We start from the raw sequence: 19,995 nt of genomic DNA, 5'->3' as shown, positions 1-19,995 counted from the left end.
CGCCGCCAAACAGGGCAGCAAGTCCCGTGCCAGTCCGAGCAAAGCCATATTTTCTAAAGGTTTGAGGATCAGGAGACGGGCTTCATTGCGCCCGTCTCTCACAATCGAGACTCAGTCTCATTGCTGCGCGACCATTCCACTCTGGCCTGGAAGGTCGACCTAGAACGGCATGTGTGGCGATGGCACGCCGCTTGCACTGCGTAGTCGAATGTTTGTGGAGGTGAGGCATGACAACCAAGCAGTTTTGCATCTACGTCGAAAACAAGGTGGGTGTTGCCCCGACGTATGAAGTTACGGAAGCTCAGATCCGGCATGCGATCAGAGTGGACACGATCCGACTGGATATAACGGTCCGGCGCTCCGACAACCTCGATTCAGACCGACTTAAGCAGGCTGACTTCTTTGTCGGTTCCGGATTTGACACCGCCGTCATTCGCCGCCACGGAGACAACCTGCGCCTCGTTCATTGCACCAGTGCGGGCATCGAGAAGTACCTTCCGCTGGATTGGCTGCCCCCTGGGGCCGCTCTGACGAACAGCAGCGGCGTCCACGCGGAAAAGGGAGGGACATTCGGAGCGATGGCGGTGCTCATGCTGAACGAGGGGATGCCTCGGCATGCCACCAATCAACGGCATCACCGATGGGACAGCGCCCTCTCGACGGGCATCACGGGCAAGACCGTCCTGATCTATGGTTTCGGATCCCTAGGCGAAGCGATCGCCGAACGGCTTCGGCCATTCGGCGTTTACATCGTTGGCGTTCGTCGGTCCGGCGAACCACATCCCCTGGCTGATGAAATGCACCCGCCAGGTGAACTGCGCCATCTATTGCCGCGCGTGGACTTTCTGGTCGTCAGTTGCCCACTTACCGAAGCGACGAGAAGCCTATTTGACGAAGGGCTGCTATCTCTTCTCCCCAAGGGATCCAGTCTGTTCAACATAGCCAGGGGCCCCGTGGTCGACAATGCTGCCCTCGCGGCGGCGCTACGCGCTGGTCACCTGGCCGGCGCGATCATCGATGTCTTCGAACACGAACCGCTGCCCGACACCTCGCCGTGGTGGGATGTTCCAAATCTACTGATATCGCCACACATTTCATGCGACGATGCCAAGGGATACATCGAACGCTGTCTGGCGATTTTCGGAGCGAACGTTGAGCGACTTTGCCGGGGTGAAGCGCTGAGAAATGTTGTGGACTCGGTGCAGGGGTACTGATCCTGCTCTTTCGCCGAAATGTCGCTGCAGAAAGACGACAGCTACCGAGGAGCTCGGTCATAGCCTTTATATAACAACAGCTTACGATTTTGGCATGGCTTATGCTTATGCTTCTTCGTTGACGAGAGTTGAAGGAGAACAGCCATGCCATTCTCAACAATAGAACACGCGATAGCGGCGTTCGCAGAAGGCAAGATGCTTGTCGTAGTCGATGATGAGCATCGAGAGAACGAGGGCGACGTCATTGTCGCCGCCGAAAAGGTTACGCCGGAAGCAATCGCGTTCATGATGCGCGAGGCTCGCGGCCTGATTTGCACCTCATTACCCGCCAGCCGCCTTGAGGAACTCGCGATTCCCTTGATGGTTTCGGAAAATACGGAGACTATGCGAACCGCCTTTACGGTCTCGATCGACCTTCGTGAAGGGATTTCGACAGGAATTTCCGCAGCCGACCGTGCGAGAACCATCCGAGCTTTGCTTGACCCCAGCATCCGGCCAGAGGGATTTGCTCGTCCGGGACACGTATTCCCGTTGCGCGCCCAAAAGAATGGCGTCCTGGCGCGACCGGGCCACACCGAAGCATCGGCTGATCTCGCCAGGCTTGCTGGCCTCAGTGCTGCGGGCGTTCTGTGTGAAATAGCAAATGACGATGGAACGATGGCGCGACTGCCAGAGCTCGAGCGCTTTGCCGAAAAGCACGGGCTCCGCCTGATTTCGATCGCAGACTTGATCGCGTATCGCAGGCGAACCGAGACATTCGTTAGCAGGGTTTCCGAGGCACAGTTGCCGACAAAGTTCGGCCAGTTCACGGCCTACGCCTATCGAGATAACCTCACTGGCCATGAGCACCTCGCCCTTGTGACGGGCAACACCCAAGACGATGGGCTTCCCGTCCGCGTCCACTCGGAATGTCTGACTGGTGACGTGCTCGCGTCATCAAAATGCGATTGCGGTGACCAGTTGGACCTCGCGATGACGATCGTTCAACAGGCGCAACGCGGTTGCATAATCTATCTCAGAGGACAGGAAGGTCGCGGTATCGGTCTTGCTAACAAGATCGCCACATACGCCCTGCAGGACACAGGCCTTGACACGCTTGAGGCAAACACCGCGCTTGGCCTGCCGAGCGACAGTCGCGACTATCTGGCGGCAGTCGGCATTTTGAAGGACTTGAACCTGGACAACATCACGTTGCTCACCAATAACCCCTTCAAAGTCGCCGCTCTCCGAGAATGCGGAATTCAAGTAAACGCTCGTCGAAGCTTGATCACAGCGGCACATGCGGCCAACATCAATTATCTTCGAACCAAGCAGAATAGGTTTGGTCACCAACTCGAGCTGGCGTAGCTGCCTGGAAGCGAGGCCAGCTCGAAGACTCGATGGAGACCTAAGTCGGACCAATCAACCTGAGCCTTTAGGCCCGAAGCTTCGATCCCGGCAACTGCCGCAATTTCATCGTTGTCGGAGGTATCTCCGCTGACACCGACGGCTCCGAGCAACTTGCCCTCGTTGTCAAATATTAGGATGCCGCCGGGTACCGGGACGATGCGCCCGCCCGATACCGCATTCAAACCCTCGATGAAACGAGGGCGCTCGAGCGCCGTTTCGTGGAGCCAACGCGAACCCTTGCCAACCCCCAAGCCCCATAGGCCTTATCCGCGGAAATCTCATGCCTCAGCATCGAGGCGCCGTCTTGCCTTTGAAACGCTTTCAAGTGGCCGCCGACATCGAGCACGGCGATCGCGAGGGGTTTCATCTGCGCGGCCTTCGCCTTAGCCAGCGAGGCACAGATGATGGTATTTGCAACTTCCAAGCTTAGTTCAGACACTAAAGTCCTCCGACTCCATGTTGATTACGAGGTGCTGCCAAGACCTTCTCGTCCGGAATCATGAGGGTTCCGGATTCCCTTGAGGGGGTGCTTTTGACTTCCGCGAGAGAGTCTTTCGCTCAAGCCGCGAGGGCACCGACGGCAAATTCCGCAGAGACGCTTTCGGCAACCATTTGGGCAGTGACTGCTGAAAGCGTCCAGCCCAGATGACCATGGCCAGTGTTGTAGAACACCCCAGGCTGCCGCCCCTTCCCGATCCGTGGCATCATGTTGGGCATCATCGGCCTCAAGCCGGCCCACGGCACGACCCGGTGGGTATCTACTCCGGGAAACAGCGCACGCGTCCACTCCACCAAGGGAGCGACACGATCGTGGCGGATGTCACGGTTCATGCCATTGAACTCGGCGGTGCCGGCGACACGAAACCTGCTGGCGCCAAGTCGACTGGTGACGATCTTGGCGCGCTCATCCAGAAGGCTTACCCAAGGAGCAGCACTTTGGCTGTTTTCGTCATCGAGGCCGACGGTGATGGAGTAGCCTTTCACCGGATAAACATTCACACGATCACCGAGAATGCGCGCGAAGGACGACTGGCCAGTCCGGCACAGACAACAATGCCATCAGCTTCGATCAGATCGTAGCGCGGACGGATGTCCGGCCTATTATCAACGTAACCTATGCGAAAGCTCCTATCGTGGGTGATGCTTTCGACGGTGGCATCAAAGATAAACCGCGCACCGCGCCGCTGGCAGGCGCTGGCCAGGCCGGATGTGAACTTATGGATGTCTCCTGTGGAATCGGACGGGGTGTAGAAACCGCCGTGGAAGTCCCCGTGCAAGGTCGGCTCGATCGACTTAACTTCCTGAGCCGTCACAGGCCGTCGGTCGAGGCCACCCTCGACGAGCATCGGGTTGACCTTCAGGGCATGCTTGAAACTTGGCTTGTCCCAACAGATGTGAAGGATACCGCGGCTGACGTGGTCGAAGTCGATATTCTCGCGCTTGGCAATCGCGAACAGGTGCTCCCGCGCCGCAATCGCCAAGCGCGTCGTCTCAACCGTGTTCTCGCGATAGTTCACGATGTTGGAGACGAACTCGGCCAACCACCCGTACTTGTGCCAAGTCGGTTTCGGGTTCATCAGCAGCGGCGCGTCACGCCGCGCCATCCACTTGATGCCCTTCAGCACTGTCGACCAGTGATTCCAGACCTCAGCGTTACTGGCGGAAAGTTGCCCGCCGTTGGCGAACGAGGTCTCCATCGCAGCATAGCGTTGCCGGTCGATGACGGTGACTTGATAGCCCCGCTCAAGGAGAGCGTAGGCGGTCGTGACACCGGTTATTCCGGCGCCGATGACGGCGATATGGGGCATTTCGCTCTCCGTATACAGAATGGGGGGCGGGCCGAAACCCTGGTCTTTCCCCAATCTGTCGCTGTACCTGAGAGCTTAACCGCGTTGGCTTGGCCAATTCGGCTTTCCCCTTCGGTGGGCACCCTGCGCGCCTCTCTCCAGATCGTTCAACGGCATGGTCACTTTTACCTGAGAGTTTCCTGGGGGTTGCTCCGTCGGTGCCGACCAAAGCGCTTGGTCGAACTCTCCCATGCCGCCACATGAACGCATGTCAGCAAGCTAATAGGTCGTTAGGTTCTCCGTCTGTCCATTTTGCCCAACATTGCCTAGTTGCTCGAGCGATAGTCAAATAGCCTGTAGGTTTCGAGCCGTTTTGTCTCGACAGTGGCCCCAAGGCCTGGTTCCGCCAAAACTTCGAGATAGCCGTCCTTGATGCGACCCTCAGGAGCATTGGCGAGGACCTGCACGTATCCATCCGACTGCGGAAGATACGGGTAGATCTCAAGCGGCATCGCATTCGCGCACGCAGCCCATACCTGGAGCGAAGCCGCCGTACAAAGCGTTGACGCGCAATTGTGAGGAGACACGCGGGCGTTGTAGGCCTCGGCCATGGCTGCGATCTGAACCAGTTCGAACACGCCGCCGCAATTGCCGACATCCGGCATCACCACGTCGATCGCGCCTGTCTCCAGCAGGTTGCGGAACCCGTTGCGCGTGTAGACCCGCTCGCCGGCAGCGATCGGAAAGCGGAAGCGCCCAGCAAGGTTCTTGAGACCACTCAGATTGAAGGCATCGAGCGGTTCCTCGACCCACATTACCTTCAGTTCCTCACAGAGATCGAGGATGTGCAGCAGCTGATCGTTGTTGAGCCCCCCGGACAGGTCGATCATCAACTCCGCTTGGTCGCCCACAACATCCTTCAGGTTGCGAATGCGATCGACAGCACGCGTAAACTCTTCTGGCGACAGCATCCGACGCTGCACATGCGTCAAGGTCCGGCCAGGCTGTTGGGTTGCCAAAGGATAGCTTTTCAAAATCCTGTAGCCGTCCTTCAACGGCCGCTCCGCCGCCTTCGCCCAAGTGACGGCATCGTTGCAGTGGTAGTTCCAGCCGTTTGCGTAGACCTGCGCCCTCGGCTCGAAAGAACCACCGAAGAACTCGTACACTGGCATGCCTGCAGCCTTGCCCTTGATATCCCATAGGGCTTGGTCGATCGCGCTGATTGCGGCAAACGAGATCGCGCCGCCCCCTTTGGTCCAGAACGAATTGTCGTAAAGATGGTGATAGACGTGCCGCGGGTAGCGCGGATCTGCGCCGATCACCCGGGGAGCGTAGTCTGACACCATGCCAACGGCTGCCCGAGCGCCCAAGCCATAAGCCACGGCGGCCTCGCCCCATCCGGTGATACCCTCGTCGGTCTCGATCTCAACCAGAACCGGGCGCACTCCGCCCGTGGGGATATGATAGGCACGGACATTCGTGACTCGCATGGCTTGGATTCCTGCTCAATCGTTTGGCTAGCAGGATGCCTATCAAAACCTATCAGTGCAAAATCAAAGTTGTGATATCTCTATAAGAGCGACTTATACCCATGCCAAAGATCGGCCGACGCAACAGCCATGAAGTACCACCAACTCGAGGCCTTTTATCAAGTGATGCTCACAGGCAGCATCTCTCAGGCCGCCAAGAATCTTGGGCGCACACAGCCTGCGGTCAGCATGACCATTAACGGGCTTGAGGACCAACTGGCGGCGAAACTGTTCGACAGACACGCTGGGCGCATCACACCGAGAGCGGAGGCGAAGGTCCTTTTCGAACAGATATGCCCGGTAATGCAGCAACTGAGGGACATTCGCATCCGGTTTAACCGCCTTGAACCGCTGCCGATCCCGCGGATCTCAATCATCGCGGCGAGCAATGCGGTCACGCATCTCGTGCCGAGTGCAATTGCCGAGCTGGCCTCAAGGGGACAAGAGTTCAGGGTGATGAACGGCTCGGCTGCCACAATAGTTTCCGAAATGGAGAACCAGCGACACGACATCGGACTTACTGATCAAGGGGTAGGAGAAGTCCCCCTGAATTCGCCGCTCTTCGATACGGAAGTGTTCAACATACCCGTCTGCGCGGTCTATCCTCGAGGGCTGATACCCGCCGTCGGCTCAAAGCTTTCGGTTGATGATTTGGCGGGGTTTCAGATTTGCTCGCTCTACCATGAGAATTTAACGGCGCAGGCGCTCGTCGAAAGGATTGGATCGCCAAGAGTCGAGTTCGGAAGCTTTTTCCCGATGGCATGTTATGCGGTCCTGCATAGCAGCGTGGCGATCGCCGATTGCATCACCGCGAACGCAATTCTTGCCCTTACCCGAGGAACATTGGCCGCTGAGTGCCGCATAGTCGCGGATGTCGACTCATCGCCTTATTTCCTGATGCGCGCACGATACCGCGCGCGGTCTCAGATGGCTGACCACTGCTACGAGACGCTAGGAGCCGCGTTGCGTGCACAGCAGACATTCGGAGGTCTTTGAACTCACTGGCAGCGGCAGTTGATAGCTCTGCTGCGAATGAATGTCCCGCGCACTTCCCGTGCATTTTGAAAATCCCTTCTGCCGAACGGCAACGGATACACGTCTCGAACGGGCGATTCCGCGTCACACAGATGCTCAGCTCGTCGTTGGCATAGGTCTTGCTCCTCAGCAGCTGAACCGACCAGCGGAGTAATTCAAATGGTAATCCATCGATACGAGCCGAACGGCAAGCGGCTCAGTCACGTCCTCAGGCACAATGGAATTGTGTACATGACGGGCCAAGTGCCCAGCGATCGAACCGAGGATATCACTGGGCAGACAAAACAGCTTCTCGCCAGGATTGACCACCTGCTGGCTTTGGCAGGCAGCGACAAGGCGAAAATCCTGTTCGCCCAGATTTGGCTTAAGAACATCGCCCGCGATTTCGCCGCGATGAATGCGGCCTGGGAGGACTGGATACCTGAAACCAATCTCCCGGCTCGGGCAACTGTTGAGGCGAACATGGCTGCAAACGAGATCCTCATCGAGATCGCGCTTCAGGCCGCAGTCGAGAATTGAGCTTTACGGGATGCCAGCGGCGGCTCTGACCGAACCGAACACGTTTTGGGCGATCGACCACGAAGGGAAGAGGGATGAATCTGGCCGGAAAAAGAGCCCTTGTCACGGGCGCGTCTTCGGGCATCGGCAAGGCTACCGCCGAGACCCTGATCGAGCGAGGTGCCGTTGTGGCTCTCCTCGCTCGTCGGGGCGATGTCATCGACGAAATAGCAACGCGACTCGGAAAGAGCGCCTTCAGCGTACAATGCGATGTCGCTGAGGAAACGAGCGTCTCGATCGCGATTTCCCGCGCGTGGTCCAAGCTAGGCGGCCTGGATATAGTGATCCGTGCCGCAGGCATAATCACGCCGGCGCGGATCGAGAATCTGACCCCGCAGCTGTGGCGGCAGCACATAGACATCAATCTGTCCGGCGCATTCTACGTCATGAGAGATTGCGGCTTGAGGATGCGGCAGCAAGGCAGTGGCAGCATGGTTGCCGTAGGTTCCGACCTGTCTTTCAAAGGTCTGGCATGCTATGCCCATTACTGCGCATCCAAGGCAGGACTGGGTGGCCTCACCAAGGCCCTTGCACTTGAGCTTGCCCCCACGGTGCGGGTGAATTGCGTCTGCCCGGGCCCTGTCGACACGCCCATGATGGACTCCGAACTAACGTGGTTCGGCGAGCAGGCTCGCGAAGGCTTCATCTCTGGCACGCCGCTCAAGAGATTCGCGAGACCTGCTGAGATCGCAAGGTTCATCATCTTCGTAGCGGCAGAAGCAACCTTCGCTACCGGCAGCATGCTGAGCGTCGATGGCGGCACGACAGCTCGTTGAATGTCGACACGCCATCCGCCTTCATTTCTGAAGGTGGCCGCCATGCGATCTGGCTCCGAATACCGCTGACCTTGAGGATCTCAATCGCGAGAGCGAGTCGCAAAGTTGCGACATGGGTGCACTGTTGATGACCTAGCGTTGATCCGCCATGAGATGATCGGGGGCTGCCCTAATCCTAAAGAGTTGCCCAAGGCTCAAAAATGCGGGTAAGCGACTAACTGAGATTCCGGTTATGGCTAGGCCGTGTACTGATAAACCGGCGACGAAGTCCGGTTCGCTCCGATACCAACCTCCTTTGCACAACCGCAGCAAATGTCGCGACGGGCCATTAACGGAAGTGACGGGGCTATATTCGAGCACCTCCGTCGGGCCGGCCAACGCCACAGAAACGATAGGCATCGGCCCAGTAGTCTGGCAGAAGGACCGCCTGAGGGAGGGCGCCGGGTTATTGGTGCAAAGGTGGCGCTCATCGGCACAAGCTGCTTTCCCGATCAAACCCGGACGATGCTGCCCCTGCGTTATATAGCGGAGAATGTCGATGAGCCAAGCGCCCATACGTTTTGATGATGGTTCAGCCTACGAGCGCGGGATGGGTGTCTGGAGCCGACTTGCTGGACAAGTGTTCCTCGACTGGTTGGCGCCCTCGGCGGGACTTAAGTGGATCGACGTGGGTTGCGGCAACGGCGCATTCACAGAACTGCTTGTCGAGCGGTTAGCGCCAAGTGACGTGCAGGGAATTGATCCATCCGAAGCGCAACTGGTGTTTGCACGCGCGCGGAAAGGAGCATCGGGCGTAGAGTTTCGGCAGGGTGATGCCATGGCGTTGCCGTTCGATAAAGCACGTTTCGATGCCGCAGTTATGGCCTTGGTGATTTTCTTCGTTCCCGATCCAGCCAAAGGCGTTGCGGAGATGGTACGAGTGGTTCGACCAGGCGGCATGGTTGCGACATACGCTTGGGACATGTTGGGGGGCGGCTTCCCATTCGATCCGATCCAGGTTGAGTTTCACGCTCTGGGCATCACGCCGCCGCTTCCACCGAGCGTCAACGCCTCACGTATGGACGTCATGCGCGATCTATGGAGCAACGCAGGCCTTCAGGCTATCGAGACCCGCGAAATCACAGCGCAACGGACCTTCGCCGATTTCGACGATTTCTGGCGTTCAAGCACAATTACTGGGAGTATACGGCCAATCGTTGCGGCAATGTCAGCCAGCGACGTGGAGGGGCTGAAGTCGCGGCTGCGTGCACGTTTGCCGGCGGATGCAGCCGGCCGCATATCGTATAGTGCGCGAGCGAACGCGGTACGGGGTGCGGTGCCAGAATAATTGAGCGGCGTTGTGTGCCTCGCAAACTTCGGTGGTGAATGTCGGCATTGAGTGCTGGATCACCATCGAGGATCCCCATCAACACTATCCATTTTGACTATCCATTTTGATCTCCACCAGGCAAGCGGCACAGGCGATTGGCACTCGCAAAGATCGGCGTGTGGCTTCTATGCATAGCGTAGCGTCACCTCCGCCTTCGGTTGCCGTCAGGGCAAATGCGCATTTTCGCCGACACGCGGTGCATCCTGGAGATAGCGTTACCGGCGCAGGTACGCGAGCACCATATCTACCGCTTGCTCGCGTTGGTCGGCGATATGTTTCGAACTCTGAAAATTCTCGTCTAGGACAATCGACAGGGTATGCGTGTTCGAAAAATAGAAGTACCCCAAAGCCGAAATTGATACGTACAGATGCTTTAAGTTAACATTTTCTCTAAACAATCCCTTTTGTTGACCAATTATAATGACGCTGCTTAGCTTCTCAAGAAGCGGTGTATACAGAAGCTTAATGCTAAGGGATTGCTTCAAAAACCGTGCATTCTGGACGTTCTCGTGAGTCATCATTCTCACGATTTGCGGGTTGTTGGCAAACGTATTGAATGTGGATTCGACAAGTTTGCGCATGGAGTTGACGGGATCGTTCTCATCAAGATCGATCTCGCGTTGCGATGCGCGAAGCCGCTCATACGTATGTGAAAGGCTTGCTATGTATAGCTCGTCCTTACTAGTGAAGTATTTGTAGATGAGACTTTTGTTCGTTTGAGATTGCTCAGCAATTGCGTCAATGCGCGCGCCGTCAAATCCGCGCTCGGTAAACTCGTCAATAGCGCATTCTATTATGTGCTGTTGCGTCCGGCGCGGATCGCGAATTCTCTTCTTCTTGGTTCCCACTTCGGGCTCGACACGCATTCCCCGATCCAATCAACTTTGTGAATGCCCCATGAGCAGGGGCCTCAAATCAAACAACTAATCCGAAACCAAGGCGCCACGCAAATCGATAGATCCTGCGCGGAACTGGGATCGGTGCGACAGTTAAGTTGCTGATATCGCAACGTAAACGAACTAACTCCTGTCCTCCACAAAAATTCGGTTGACTCCTTCCGAGAAAGCGACTAGCTCTCGTTAATAAACTAAATAGTTCTATAACGAACAAAAAAGGGTGAGTCAATGAACGTGGGTGGAAACACTTTCGAGATCCGCTGACACACGTCGGCCTGCTCGCACTAACCAAAATACTCAGCACTCACAAACTGCCCGCAGACGGCTCACCCGGCTGGCGGGAGAACTCGACCCGATAAAAGGCGCTGATGCGCAGGAGACATTACGATGGACAACGCACGTATTGGCGTTGATATTGGCGGGACTTTCACCGACCTGGTGCTTTTTGGTGACGCTGGCGAAACCTTCTTTACTAAGATTCCCTCGACACCCGCCAAACCTGAACAGGCCGTCCTGACTGGTATTCGCCAGATCACGGAGACTGCCGGACTTGAAATCAGCAAGGTAGCTGAAGTCGTTCACGGCACGACCGTCGGCTCCAACACGCTCCTGCAGAAGGTCGGCGCCAAGACGGGTCTCATCACGACCAAGGGTTTCCGTGACGTCTTGGAAATCGGCCGCGTCCGCACGCCAACCATGTTCGACCTTAGCTGGGAAAAACCCGTGCCGCTCATTGCGCGCCGTTACCGCCTGGAAGTCGACGAGCGTTCGACCGCCGACGGTCGCATCCTCAAGCCGCTCAACGAGCAGGAAGTAATCGAGATCGGCCGCTTCTTCGAAAGCGAGGGCATTGAATCCGTCGCTATCTGCTTCCTGAACTCCTACCGCAATCCAGAAAACGAGACGCGCGCGCTAGAAGTGATGCGCAATCACTTCCCCAACATGTGGGTCACCGCTTCCGTTTCGGTTTTGCCGGAAATCCGCGAATACGAGCGAACCTCCACAACGGCCGTGAACGCCTATGTCCTACCGTCGCTGCGCGCCTACTTCGAACGCCTCGAAAACGGCCTCCGGGAAATCGGCGTCTCGGCGCCCCTTCTGATCAGCAACTCCAACGGTGGCCTTTCGAGCGCCAAGATGGCGCAGGAAAAGCCGGTCTTCTTCATATCCTCCGGCCGCTCCGCCGGTGTGGTCGGCGCTGGCCGTCTCGGCGAGGCCATGCGTGAGAAGGATCTCGTGGTCTTCGACATGGGCGGCACAACCGCCTCCGCCTCGCTGATCCACAAGGGCGAACTGTCGCGTGCCAACGAATACGAATTCCGTGCCGGCATTTCGACGCCGAGCCGCTTCATCAAGGCCGGCGGCTACCTGATGCGCGTGCCGACCGTCGACGTCGCCGAAGTCGGCAGCGGCGCGGGCTCCATCGCAAGCATCGACGAAGGCGGCCTCATGCATGTCGGCCCGCTGTCGGCCGGTGCCGACCCGGGCCCGGTCTGCTACGGTATCGGCGGCCACTCGCCGACGGTCACGGATGCCAACGTCGTCCTCGGCTTTCTGCCCTCGGCGCTTGCCGGCGGCAGCATGAAGCTCGACGTTGAAGGTGCCCGCGCGGCCATAAAGCGCGACCTCGCCGACAGGCTGGGTCTGTCGATCGAAGACGCGGCCTTCGGTATCCGTGAAGTGGTCAATATCAACATGGCCCGCACGATCAAGGCCGTCACGGTAGAGCGCGGCGTTGATCCCCGCGACTTCGCGATCCTGGCCTTCGGCGGATCTGGCCCGGTACACGCCTGCGACCTCGCCCGCACGCTCAACATCTCCCGCGTCATCTTTCCGAAATCGCCTGGTGTCTTCACAGCGACGGGTATGCTGGCCGCCAAGGTGGAACGCTACTTCCTGCGCAGCCTGAACGGCATGCTGGACCAGCTTCCGATCGACCAGGTTAAAAGCCTGCTGAAGGACATGCGTGCGGAGGCCATCGCCTCGCTGGCGGAAGAAGGCTATTCGGCCGACCAGGTCGAATGCGGCTTCGAAGCGGACCTGCGCTTCAAGGGGCAGGACTTCGAACTACCGATCGCCCTGCCGGAAACGGTCGCCGAGGGCGACCGCGTGTCGCTTCGCGCCGCCTTCCGCGAGGCCTACAAGGGCATTTACGGCTATGCCTCGGACGACAGCGTCGAAATCGTCAACATCCGCCTCAATGCCAGCGGCAATACCGGCAACCGGCTCAGCTTTGTGCCCCATGCGCCGGAAAGGACCGATGTCGGTCCTGAAACCCGGAAGATCTATTTCTCGCGCACCGACGGCTGGGTGGACACGCCGATCTACCAGCGTAGCACCTTCCAGGGTGGCGTGCAGGGACCGCTGATCATCCAGAGTCCGGACACGACCATCGTCATTCCGCCGCGCGCGACCGCTGATCTCGATGCCTTCGGTAACGTCGTCGCGGCCCTTGCTTGAGTCTTTCGGAAGGAACAGTTTCATGGCTCAGAGACACAACGATCCCATCACCTTCGCCGTCATCAAGAACGCGCTCGACACCATCGTGGATGACATGGCGTTCGCCGTGATGCGCACCGCCCGCTCGCCAATCGTGCGCGACGTGCTCGATTACTCCGTCACGCTGTGCGACAAGCACGGCCGCATCCTGTCGCAGGCAAAGACTGTCGCTCTTCACCTCGGCGCGGTTCCCGACGCGATGGAAGTGATCATGGCGCGCTACGCCAACGATCTCGCGCCCGGCGACATCATCATATTCAACGACCCCTATGAAGGGGGTATGCATCTTCCGGACATCTTCATGATCCGACCGATCTTCCATGCCGGCTCACTGCAGGGCTTTTCGGTCGTCATCGCCCACCATTGCGACGTCGGCGGCCGCGTCCCCGGCTCCAATGCCGCGGACTCGACCGAGATCTATCAGGAGGGCCTGCGCATCGCGCCGATGAAGCTCTACGACAAGGGCATCGTCAACGAAACGCTGATGCGCATCATTACCAAGAACGTGCGCCTGCCCGAACTAGTCCTCGGCGACCTCGACGCACAGTTCGCCACGTGCAATCTCGGTGAACGTGAATTGCTTCGCCTGATCGAACGCTATGGTGCCGAAGAGCTCGACAGCTATTTTGACGATCTTATTGATTACGGTGAGCAACTCACTCGCGCGGCAATCCGCTCTTGGCCAGATGGAGACTATTACTTCGAAGATTTCATCGACGGCGACGGCTTTTCCACGGATGCTATTCCGATCAAAGTAAAGCTGACCGTCGAGGGCGACCACCTCAATGTCGACTTCGCCGGCTCCTCGCCGCAGGTGAAGGGCGCCATCAACTCAACGCTCTCCTTTGTCAAGTCGGCCACGTACCTTTCCGTTCGCTGCGCGCTCGACGCGGAGGTGCCGAATAATGCAGGCGTATATCGCGCCATCACCATCTCCGCTCCGGAAGGCTCCATCCTCAATCCGCAGATGCCGGCGCCGGTCGCTGCGCGTGCTCTAACCGGGTACCGCGTCGTCGATACGGTTCTGGGTGCACTGGCCCAGATCGCCCCGCGCAAGGTCATGGCGGCGGGCGAGGGCGGCAACACGGTTCTGGCCTTCGGCGGCTGGGACAAGCAGACGCGCGAACCGTTCGTTCTGGTCGATATGATCAATGGTGCCTGGGGCGGCCGCTGGAACAAGGACGGCATTGAGGGCATCACTAACCCTTCGCAGAACATGTCGAACCTGCCGGTTGAAACGCTGGAAGTCCGCTACCCGCTTATGATGGACGAATACAGCCTGCGGCCCGATTCCTGCGGGGCCGGCGAGTATCGCGGGGGCCTCGGCCTCATCCGCACCTACCGCCTGCTCGCCGAGGAAGCTGTCCTGCAGATTCGTGCGGACCGGCACGATCATGCACCCTACGGTCTGTTCGGTGGTAAGCCGGCGGCACCCTGCGTCAATATCCTTGATCCGGAAGGTGAAAACGTTCGCCTACCCGCGAAGATCACCCGCACCATCGGCCGCAACGTCGTGGTCCGCCACGAACAGGCCGGCGGAGGTGGATACGGTGATCCGCTCAAGCGCTCGCTTGATCTGATTGCCGACGACCTCTCCAACGGCAAGATCACTGCCGGCTATGCCCGTGACCACCACCGCGTCGTCTTTGAGGCAGATGGTGTCACCATCGATGTAGCTGCGACTGGCGCACAACGCGCACAGGAGGCTTTCGCGTGACCCATTACGATCTTACCCGCTTTGCGATCAATCAGATCACAACCCCCAAATGGTCTATGCCCCAGGCGATAGAAGGCTATTCCCGTCAAGGAATTAAGGGCATCGCGGTGTGGCGGAATTTCCTCGACGACTACGGCGTTGAGCAAACTGCGAAGCACCTGCGCGATGCACAGATGTGGGTAGCCTCACTCTGCACTAGTGCATGGGTCAGCGAATCGGATCCGACCGAGTACCGAGCCAAAATTGATGAGAACCGCCGGATCATTGATCAGGCAGCGGCCATTGGCGCGCCCTGTGTCGTCATGGTTGTGGGCGGCGTTCCCAAGGGCGACAAGGACTTGCCCGGCCAACGCAGGCGCATTCATGACGCTTTGGCCGAACTTGCACCCTACGCGGTGGCATCAGGGGTAAAACTTGGACTGGAGCCGCTGCATCCTATGTATTGTGGCGATCGCAGCGCGCTCAACCTCATCACGGACGCCAATGATCTCATCGACGAATTAGGCGATGAGGCGACCAGCCTGGTTGCCGACGTGTATCATTGCTGGTGGGATCCGGCTTTTGAGCGAGAGCTTCGGCGCGCTGGAAAGGACCGCATCCACACGTTCCACTATTGCGACTGGCTCGTCCCGACGCGAAACCTGCGGGATCGCGGCATGGTGGGAGATGGGGTGATCGACTTTGCCACCATTCGTGGCTGGCTAGACGACTTCGGTTACGACGGCCCGTTTGAACTGGAACTTTTTTCCGAATTGGACTGGTGGGAACGGGATCCCGAAGAGACTGTGCGTATCGCCATCGAGCGTTGCGGTCCATTGGTGGGACCGCGCAAATAATACGGCACTCGTGATCAGTGGTTGCAGAAGTATCATGGCAGGCTGGTGTTTAGACAAATTTACGCTCTGAGTATCAGAATGTCTAATGCTTGCATCGGCCCACGGCGCTTCTCGGGCTAGTCGATCCTTAACCGCCTGAAATATCAGGCTTCGCTTCAGGAGATCCTGATGACAGAACAGAGCTTCATTTCAGTACGCAACCTCAAGAAAAGCTATGCATTTGGGCAGATCAAGGTACTCACTGGCCTCAATCTTGACATGAAGAAGACCGACCGGCTGTTGGTTATTGGGCCTAGCGGCGGAGGGAAAAGTACGCTCCTCCGCTGTGTCATGGGGCTTGAAGATGTCCAAGGCGGCGAGATCAGAATCGACGGCAAAAGCTACATCGTCGGCGGCGAAAAAAAGACGACCATCAACGCCGAAATGCAAAAGCAGATCGGAATGGTATTTCAGAGCTATACGCTCTTTCCTCACCTTACCGTGCTTGGCAATCTCACTCTGTCGCCGATACGATCACGCGGCGTGAAACGTGACGAGGCAGAGGGCCGAGCGCTCGAATTGCTGAATCGTTTTGGGCTCAAGGCGAAGGCCAAGGCTTATCCAGCCGCACTTTCCGGCGGACAGAAACAGCGCGTCGCGATCGCGAGAGCTTTGATGCTCGATCCGAAATTGATGCTATTCGATGAAGTGACATCGGCACTCGATCCGGAATTGGTGAATGAAGTCATCAGTATGGTGACCGAGCTTGCAGACGGCGGCATGCCGATGATGATCGTCACACACGATATGTGGTTCGCAAAGAAGATCGCAACTCGCGTTGTCTTCTGCGACGGCGGTGTTGTGGCCGATGACGCGACACCGGATGAGTTCTTCCATGCCCCGAAAACCGCTAGGGCGCGTGATTTCATTCACAACGTGCTGCATGCAGATCGCTGAGACGGACGCATTGCCATGCAAAACATCGATTTCTTTTTCGTCCTCAATGCCTGGCCTGCGCTTCTAGAGGGATTAAAAATCACCCTCCAGCTCACGGTTTGGGCAAACATTATCGGGCTTGCGGCTGGATTTCCTCTGGCTCTGCTATCCAACTCCCGCATTGCCCCGATAAGGTGGATTGCGCGGTTCTACATTGATCTATTTCGATGCACACCGGTGCTCGTCCAGGTCGTGTGGTTCTTCTTCTGCATTCCGATGATCTTCGACGTGTTCTGGTCGCCTATTTTCATGGGCATCTTGATTCTCGGCATGAACCAAACGGCGTTCAACGGTGAAGCATTCCGTGCCGCGATCCAATCTATTCCCGCTGCTCAGAGGGATGCTGGTGTCGCGCTTGGTCTCGGCCGATGGAACTACGTCCGATACGTAGTGTTGCCACAGGCGATAAGAACCGCGACGCCGGGCTTGATCACCAACGCCATCGGCATCTTTCAACAAAGCTCTCTTGTCGCACTCGTTGGCGTTGCCGACCTCATGTACCAGGGGAAGCTACTTTCTACCCAGACTTACCGTCCGATTGAGACGTTCACCTTCCTCGCGGCCTTCTATCTGGCTGTCGCTATCCCCTTCGGTCGTCTGGCTGCCTTTTTTGAGCATCGGCTGGAACGTATAAAGAAGGTGTAAGATCATGCAGGGTCTAGATTTCTCGATTGTGCTAAAGTACAGCGGCGCTTTGCTGAAGGGTCTTATCCTCACGCTCGAACTTACGATCGTGTGTGGCTTAGCGAGCGTCTTGTTCGGATTTCTTATAGGTATTGGGCGAAAATCTAAATCTCGACCAATCCGGTGGATTTGCTCCCTCTATGTCGAGGTGCTTCGAGGTACTCCGGTACTGATCACCTTGTTCTGGGTTTTCTTTTGTTTCCCGATAATCTTCGATGTCGAGTTCGGCCCGGTCACGTCATCCATCATCGCCCTGACACTCTATACTTCGGCGATTACGAGCGAGTCTTTTCGGTCTGCTCTCGGGTCGATTGGGCAAGATCAGCACGATGCATGTCAGGCACTTGGTTTGAGCCCGTTTGCAAAGATGGTGTATGTGGTCGCGCCACAGACAATAGTTCGGGCAATACCAAACCTGATGTCGAATCTGGTGAGCCTCTTCAAGGAGAGCGCGCTGGTCTCGGCAGTGGGCGTTGCCGAACTTATGTACACCGCTCAAAACATTTCGAACGTAACGGCCAGGCCCGTTGAAGTTCTGACAACCGCTGCTCTCGTCTACTTTGTTATCGGTTGGTCGCTCACTCGTCTTGTCAATGCTGCTGAAAGTCGCCTGCTGGTCAAAATGGCCGTTTGAGGATGTGCGCGATTTTCGTGAGCGGACATCATGCTGCGCCGCTGGGGTGCAAATAACCTGGGTCCACATGAAGCAAAATGAATGAAGATTTCTATGGAGGTAAGTCAATGGAAAGTGCAACTGCACAAAGCACGTCCCCGCTTGCGGTCGTAACGGGCGGCGCAAGTGGGATCGGTGAGGCTACCGTGCGGAGCTTCGCGGCAGCCGGTTGGCGGGTTGTTATCGCCGACATCAACGATGAGCGGGGAAACGCGATCGCCGCGGAACTAGGCGCAGCCGCTAAGACCGTCAGCTACCTTCATCTTGATGTATCCGACGAGCAGGCCGTATCTCAATTTAAGCAGAAGGTATATGCGGAGCATGGACTTGTTTCCGCGCTCGTGAACTCCGGCGGCATCCTGCAGAACGCTATTCGCGTGACGAAGATGCCAATCGAAGATTTTGACCGGATCATCGACGTAAACCTTCGCGGGACGCTCCTAACAGCACGCGCCTTTGGTGAACAAATGGCTCAAACCGGCGGTGGAGCCATCGTCAACCTGTGCTCTCTGACAACTTTCCAGGCTACGCCACAGCCGGCATACGGCATGAGCAAGTCGGCGCTGAAGATGCTCACCGAGATCATGGCCGCCGAACTTGGTCCGCAAGGGGTGCGTGTAAACGCGGTAGCGCCTGGATATACAATGACCCCCGCAATGAAGCAGCGCATTGAACGAGGCGAACGCGATCCCTCTGCTGTCATTGCTAAGTCTGCATTGCGGCGGTTCGTCGAGCCAAAGGAGGTTGCCGATGCTATCCTTTTCCTGTGCTCGCCATCCGCATCCGCCATCACTGGCATTACTCTGCCGATCGATGCCGGTTGGCTTGTTTATACGGCTTATAGCAGCGCCGCTGCCCAGCCAGACTAACGGAAGTGTGGGCGGAAAGGCTCGGCGGCAAGGGAAGTTCTGCATGTGACCTAGCCTTGGCGTGATCGCCATGTCGAAAATACTTGCACGACAAGCCGGATGGCTATTGTCGACAATAGCGGTTAATGCAAAGATTATTGTTGCCCGTAGGCGGAGCTCCGAAAGGTAACCGGTGGAAACAAAAGATGAAGGGAGCCGTCAGAGGAACGAGAACTGAGAAAGACGCATGCGCAAGAATATCCATGGAAGTAACAGCTGCACATCAATGGGAGAATTCGAAATGAAACTTGCAAAAATGATCACGGGGCTCATGCTCGGCGCGGCGATTTTGGCCGGAGCAAGTCAGGCTCATGCTCAAACTGCCGAAGGGTATTGGCAGGAAATTCAGAAGCGGGGCGTACTCAGATGCGGCGCCGCGGTTGCCCCCCCGCACGTCATCCGCGACCCTCAGAGCGGGGAATACAGCGGTACATTCGTCGACCTGTGCAAGAAATTCGCCGAAGACGTACTTGGCGTGAAGGCCGAGCTAGTCGACACGACGTGGGACAACATCGTTGCCGGTTTGCAGGCCAACCGCTGGGACCTGTCGCTCGCTCTGAACCAGAACCCCAAGCGGGCTATGGCAATTGCCTTCAGTCAACCCGTCGTTCAGTATGAGGTTTCCGGCATCTACGACAAGGCAAATCCGAAGTTCGCCACGGCACCGAAATCTATAGCGGACTTGGACGTTGCCGGAGTAACGATCATCATCATGTCGGGCACGGCAATCGACGGAACGCTTACGCGCCGGATCAAGAATGCAACGCTCCTCCGCCTACCCGATATAGATGCAACGCGTCTGGCGCTCTCGTCCCGGCGAGGCGACATCCTCGTCGATGACAGCGACAGCAATGCGCTGTTTTCCGCGACGGCAAAGGATCGGTGGGTAACGCTCAATCCCGAGCCGGCGATCTCCAAGCAGGGCATCGCGTTCGGCCTGCGGCGTGATGCGTCTTACTCGGATATCCAATCGCTCAACTTCTTCATCCAGGAGCAGACTGCGATCGGCGAAGTCGACCGTATTGCACGCGGATACATCGACAAGCTTGCGAGCGAAATCAAGCAGTAGCACATGCTAGCGAGGCGCTGCGATCGGGCAGCGCCTCGTCTATACTGATCGGATTAACGGCGAAAGCAAACCCTGGCTCTC

Annotated in this window: 16 protein-coding genes, 2 pseudogenes and 1 riboswitch; of the genes and pseudogenes, 14 read left to right on the top strand and 4 right to left on the bottom strand. The window is 57.5% G+C overall.

The window, feature by feature from the left end:
• Nucleotides 1-227 precede the first annotated feature (227 nt).
• Nucleotides 228-1,214, top strand: coding sequence for a D-2-hydroxyacid dehydrogenase (locus tag FJ938_RS23855; RefSeq protein WP_140698056.1), 987 nt, complete (start codon nucleotides 228-230; stop codon nucleotides 1,212-1,214).
• Between the two features lie 144 nt (nucleotides 1,215-1,358).
• Entirely contained in the window at nucleotides 1,359-2,561 is a 1,203-nt protein-coding gene (locus FJ938_RS23850) for a bifunctional 3,4-dihydroxy-2-butanone-4-phosphate synthase/GTP cyclohydrolase II (RefSeq protein ID WP_140698053.1), read from the top strand.
• 71 nt (nucleotides 2,562-2,632) lie between these two features.
• On the opposite strand, the pseudogene FJ938_RS23845 reads toward FJ938_RS23850, so the two are convergent.
• The 3 genes and pseudogenes from FJ938_RS23845 to FJ938_RS23835 form a co-directional block, all read right to left on the bottom strand.
• A pseudogene (locus FJ938_RS23845) lies at nucleotides 2,633-3,042 on the bottom strand (heme-binding protein); the annotation flags it as partial.
• 119 nt (nucleotides 3,043-3,161) lie between these two features.
• Nucleotides 3,162-4,411: pseudogene (locus FJ938_RS23840) on the bottom strand (D-amino acid dehydrogenase).
• 45 nt (nucleotides 4,412-4,456) lie between these two features.
• A riboswitch (glycine riboswitch) is annotated at nucleotides 4,457-4,562 on the bottom strand.
• A gap of 154 nt (nucleotides 4,563-4,716) precedes the next feature.
• The gene (locus FJ938_RS23835) at nucleotides 4,717-5,880 is read right to left on the bottom strand and encodes a mandelate racemase/muconate lactonizing enzyme family protein (protein WP_140698050.1); all 1,164 of its coding nucleotides are present in this window, start codon (nucleotides 5,878-5,880) and stop codon (nucleotides 4,717-4,719) included.
• A 129-nt stretch (nucleotides 5,881-6,009) separates the two neighbouring features.
• Between FJ938_RS23835 and FJ938_RS23830 the strand changes: the two genes are divergently transcribed.
• From FJ938_RS23830 to FJ938_RS23815, 4 genes are all read left to right on the top strand, one after another.
• Nucleotides 6,010-6,915 carry a LysR family transcriptional regulator gene (locus FJ938_RS23830; protein ID WP_140698047.1) on the top strand — a complete coding sequence of 302 codons (906 nt, stop codon included), beginning with the start codon at nucleotides 6,010-6,012 and terminating at the stop codon, nucleotides 6,913-6,915.
• Nucleotides 6,916-7,113: 198 nt separating this feature from the next.
• Nucleotides 7,114-7,473, top strand: a complete 360-nt coding sequence (locus tag FJ938_RS23825; protein ID WP_140698043.1) for a RidA family protein — start codon at nucleotides 7,114-7,116, stop codon at nucleotides 7,471-7,473.
• A gap of 74 nt (nucleotides 7,474-7,547) precedes the next feature.
• Nucleotides 7,548-8,288, top strand: a complete 741-nt coding sequence (locus FJ938_RS23820) for an SDR family oxidoreductase (protein ID WP_140698040.1) — start codon at nucleotides 7,548-7,550, stop codon at nucleotides 8,286-8,288.
• A 538-nt stretch (nucleotides 8,289-8,826) separates the two neighbouring features.
• Nucleotides 8,827-9,615 (top strand): class I SAM-dependent methyltransferase, encoded by a 789-nt coding sequence (locus tag FJ938_RS23815; protein WP_140698037.1) that lies wholly within the window; start codon nucleotides 8,827-8,829, stop codon nucleotides 9,613-9,615.
• Between the two features lie 257 nt (nucleotides 9,616-9,872).
• Here the strand turns inward: FJ938_RS23815 and FJ938_RS23810 are convergent, their stop codons facing one another.
• Entirely contained in the window at nucleotides 9,873-10,523 is a 651-nt protein-coding gene (locus FJ938_RS23810) for a TetR/AcrR family transcriptional regulator (protein ID WP_140698034.1), read from the bottom strand.
• 417 nt (nucleotides 10,524-10,940) lie between these two features.
• On the opposite strand from FJ938_RS23810, the gene FJ938_RS23805 reads away from it, so the two are divergent.
• The 8 genes from FJ938_RS23805 (at nucleotide 10,941) to FJ938_RS23770 (ending at nucleotide 19,914) form a co-directional block, all read left to right on the top strand.
• On the top strand, nucleotides 10,941-13,013 hold the full coding sequence (locus FJ938_RS23805) for a hydantoinase/oxoprolinase family protein (RefSeq protein WP_140698031.1): 2,073 nt from the start codon (nucleotides 10,941-10,943) through the stop codon (nucleotides 13,011-13,013).
• Nucleotides 12,979-14,769 (top strand): hydantoinase B/oxoprolinase family protein, encoded by a 1,791-nt coding sequence (locus FJ938_RS23800; protein ID WP_348642291.1) that lies wholly within the window; start codon nucleotides 12,979-12,981, stop codon nucleotides 14,767-14,769. Before FJ938_RS23805 ends, FJ938_RS23800 begins: the two co-directional genes overlap by 35 nt.
• Nucleotides 14,766-15,605 (top strand): sugar phosphate isomerase/epimerase family protein, encoded by an 840-nt coding sequence (locus tag FJ938_RS23795; protein WP_140698025.1) that lies wholly within the window; start codon nucleotides 14,766-14,768, stop codon nucleotides 15,603-15,605. The genes FJ938_RS23800 and FJ938_RS23795 overlap by 4 nt, the downstream gene beginning before the upstream one ends.
• Before the next feature lie 168 nt (nucleotides 15,606-15,773).
• Nucleotides 15,774-16,541, top strand: coding sequence for an amino acid ABC transporter ATP-binding protein (locus FJ938_RS23790; RefSeq protein WP_140698022.1), 768 nt, complete (start codon nucleotides 15,774-15,776; stop codon nucleotides 16,539-16,541).
• Between the two features lie 15 nt (nucleotides 16,542-16,556).
• Nucleotides 16,557-17,225, top strand: a complete 669-nt coding sequence (locus FJ938_RS23785; protein ID WP_140698017.1) for an amino acid ABC transporter permease — start codon at nucleotides 16,557-16,559, stop codon at nucleotides 17,223-17,225.
• 4 nt (nucleotides 17,226-17,229) lie between these two features.
• Nucleotides 17,230-17,898 carry an amino acid ABC transporter permease gene (locus FJ938_RS23780; protein WP_140698014.1) on the top strand — a complete coding sequence of 223 codons (669 nt, stop codon included), beginning with the start codon at nucleotides 17,230-17,232 and terminating at the stop codon, nucleotides 17,896-17,898.
• A 77-nt stretch (nucleotides 17,899-17,975) separates the two neighbouring features.
• Complete coding sequence (locus FJ938_RS23775; protein WP_246673481.1) at nucleotides 17,976-18,806, top strand: SDR family oxidoreductase; 831 nt, start codon at nucleotides 17,976-17,978, stop codon at nucleotides 18,804-18,806.
• A 280-nt stretch (nucleotides 18,807-19,086) separates the two neighbouring features.
• Nucleotides 19,087-19,914: a transporter substrate-binding domain-containing protein gene (locus tag FJ938_RS23770; protein ID WP_140698082.1), complete on the top strand. Its 828-nt coding sequence runs from the start codon at nucleotides 19,087-19,089 to the stop codon at nucleotides 19,912-19,914.
• Nucleotides 19,915-19,995: the final 81 nt, after the last annotated feature.

Source organism: Mesorhizobium sp. B2-4-14, from assembly GCF_006442155.1.
Classification (GTDB): Bacteria; Pseudomonadota; Alphaproteobacteria; order Rhizobiales; family Rhizobiaceae; genus Mesorhizobium.
Note: the sequence above shows the minus strand (reverse complement) of the source record. Positions and strands in the feature narration are given on the sequence as shown.